Here is a 2,936-nt window from a genome sequence, read left to right on the forward strand (position 1 = left end):
GGTGTCGCCTGATTCTAGATCAAGGAATTTCGGACGATCCCTTTGAACGTCATGTTGTTTAAGACTCAAAAAAGGATGAACCTGTGGTTCATCCTTTTTTCTTGTCATTTTTCCCAGAAATAGTATACTTGCTCAGGCATTAATAATCCAGAGCATCTGAATGACCTTTTCCGTTCCCTACGAAATAACCAGTCTTGGCATTGATACTAAAGAGATAGGTTCCATCTGGTTTAAAAAGGTTGTAATAGCCATTACCGTTAATGATATTAACACGCTCTAAAATGTATTGATTGCCAGTGATATGTCCACGTTTACGAGCAATGTTCAATACTTTTTCAAGGATACCATCCCCAAACACCCAAGCCGGGTTATTGACATCATTGATAGCTGCTTGGTTATACGGCACACGGCTCAGGTTCCGCTGAAGTGGGACACCATCGCTTGGAAGACCGTAACCTGAATAGCCTGGACTTGCAGTTCCTGCACCACTTGTAGCAGCATTTACAGCCGGGGCTGTAGGCGTTGCTGCTTGAGCTGGGGCCGGAGTTGCATTGGAAGTATCTGCACCACCTGTTCCTGTCACTGGAGCTGGTGTCGCAACCTGTTGTGAACGTCCTTGCGCAACTGCCTCATTCAATAAGCTATCTAATTTTTCATTGCCTGTCTTTGTTTCTGCAAAGGTCGCATCACTTTTTGCTTTGGCAGTTGCATCAAGAACTCCATCTTTGATCACAGGAGAACTGAATTGAGAATTCACTTTTTGAATGGCAGAAACTTGCTTCACAAGATCTTCATATTTTGTTTTAGCCGCATTATAATCACTGCTTCCTTCTAATTTGTCCAGCAGTTTCTTCAGATTTTCCAAGTCTCCGAATTTATCATTTTTTAGCCCACTTTTCGATTCGTCTACAAAAAAGGCATCGTAAGCTTTGGTAAACTCTTCCAATTTTTGAGCTTGTGTTTCACTGCTACTTGATTTAGAAGTAGAAGATGACTTGCTAGATGAAGAAGATACAACTGTTGTACCACCAGATTTTCCACGACTGTGCATCCAGTTATAGGTCACGAAAATGGCCGAACCGACAATCGCAAGACCTAATGCAGAATATAGAACCGCTTTGATTCGTTTACCAGCATTGCTTGGAGTTTCCTCAGGAAGGTCCTCTGCTTCTACAATTGGTTCGGTTGGTGTTGGTCCAAATTTAATCTTAGCTGGTAATTCTGTTGAGATGGCATCCATTTCAGGCCTTTGTTCCAAGACCGTTTCCGTTACTTCCGGCACTTCCACTACTCCAGCAACTTCAGCAACTGTTTCTGTAGCTGCCAACTCTTCAGCTTTAGCCAATTCCTCTTTGGCCAAAATCTTTGTATCGTATTTTTCTGCTTCAATTTCTGCTCGGTGTTGTTTGATGTATTTGTCTAAGACATTATCGCCCTCTGTTACACCTGCTTCAATTTCTTCTGCCTTTCGATTGGCCTGCCCAATCGTCATCTCTTTAGCGTCTTCAAAATCTAAAATTGATTCTGTTTCTTGCTCTAATGGCTTTTTATCCTTCTCTGTCATAAAAATCCTTTCTATGCCTTTATCTGCCTTTTTACACGTTCCCCAAAATATTGGTAGAGATCAACTTTAAGGGTTCCGTTATAAAGTTTTCGTTTTTTTTCTGCTTTACTACCGAATTTAGATTCAAAACCTTCATCACTGGTTAAGATAAATTTACTCCAGGTTTTGAGAGGTGCAAATACGTGCCCCATTTCAGTATACAATCTCGTCACGCCTTCATCATCGGATAAGCGTTCTCCATATGGAGGGTTAGAAATAATCACCCCATTGATCTTATCTGAGTGGAGATCTTGGACTCGCATTTGTTTGAAAGTAATGTCATTGCTAACGCCCGCTTTCTGAGCATTTTCTTTAGCAATCTCAACCATCCGTGCATCGATATCGGTTCCCATAATATCCAATTCGATCTCACGATTGATTTTCCTGCTCGCTTCTTGACGAACTTCATGAATCAAGCGATCATCCATCCAGTTCCATTCTTCAAAAGAAAAGGTCCGACGCAATCCAGGTGCCATCTTTCTAGCAATCATCGCCGCCTCAATACAAAACGTACCAGAACCACATGTGGGGTCAATCAAGGGCTTATCTGGATACCAGTTTGACAGCAGAAGGATTGCTGCCGCCATATTTTCCTTAATAGGGGCTCCCCCTTTTTCGGTCCGATAGCCACGTTTGAAGAGGCTACTACCAGTCGTGTCAATCAAGACGGTGGCTTGGTCTTTAAGGATCGATACTTCAATCTTGAACTCTGCCCCATTTTCCATCAAGGGAACCCCTTCTGGTCGAGCATAGTGTTTTTGTAACTTTTTAACAACTGCTTTTTTCGAAATGGCCTGAACGCTAGGTTCATTATGCAGTTTTGATTTGACACATTTAGCCTTAGAAATAGGAAAACGTGCTCCTAAAGGCAAATAATTTTCCCAATCCAAAGCAAAGACACCCTGAAAGAGTTCTTCAAATGTTTTGGCTGGAAAAGTCCCAACCACAATTTTCACTCGATCAGCCGCGCGCAACCAGAGATTTGTCTCGATGATTGCTCGACGGTCTCCTTGAAATCGAACCCGTCCATTTTCAACCTGGCAATCGTAGCCAAGATCGCGTAGTTCTCGACCAACAACAGCCTCTATACCAGCAGCAGCCGTTGCAATCAATTCAAATTGTTTTTTCATCTTATTCCTATCACTTTAAAAAAGGAGGTTGAGATCTCTCTCCACCTCATCAACCTATATGCAATTTTCTATAAGCCATGTTTTGTTCCAGAAATGACTAGGTACCATTTCCTTCGATAATCATCTGTCTACTGTTTCCAGTCAGAATGCTATGTTCGTTTCCACGCATTCCATGCCCCGACCAAAGTTTGGGTTGCTAGCTT

Annotated in this window: 2 protein-coding genes; both read right to left on the reverse strand. The window is 42.2% G+C overall.

Annotation, left to right across the window (positions count from 1 at the left end):
• Window positions 1–139: 139 nt before the first annotated feature.
• Window positions 140–1,564 carry a cell division site-positioning protein MapZ family protein gene (locus PAN06_RS13630; protein ID WP_155168404.1) on the reverse strand — a complete coding sequence of 475 codons (1,425 nt, stop codon included), beginning with the start codon at window positions 1,562–1,564 and terminating at the stop codon, window positions 140–142.
• Window positions 1,565–1,575: 11 nt separating this feature from the next.
• Entirely contained in the window at window positions 1,576–2,733 is a 1,158-nt protein-coding gene (locus tag PAN06_RS13635) for a class I SAM-dependent RNA methyltransferase (protein WP_155168405.1), read from the reverse strand.
• Between the last annotated feature and the right edge of the window lie 203 nt (window positions 2,734–2,936).

This window comes from Streptococcus sp. SM3 (assembly GCF_027497875.1).

What these genes read in the sequence shown, in the direction of transcription:
- PAN06_RS13630 (WP_155168404.1), bottom strand. Translation starts at nt 1,564, where the DNA reads ATGACAGAGAAGGATAAAAAGCCATTAGAGCAAGAAACAGAATCAATT.
- PAN06_RS13635 (WP_155168405.1), bottom strand. Translation starts at nt 2,733, where the DNA reads ATGAAAAAACAATTTGAATTGATTGCAACGGCTGCTGCTGGTATAGAG.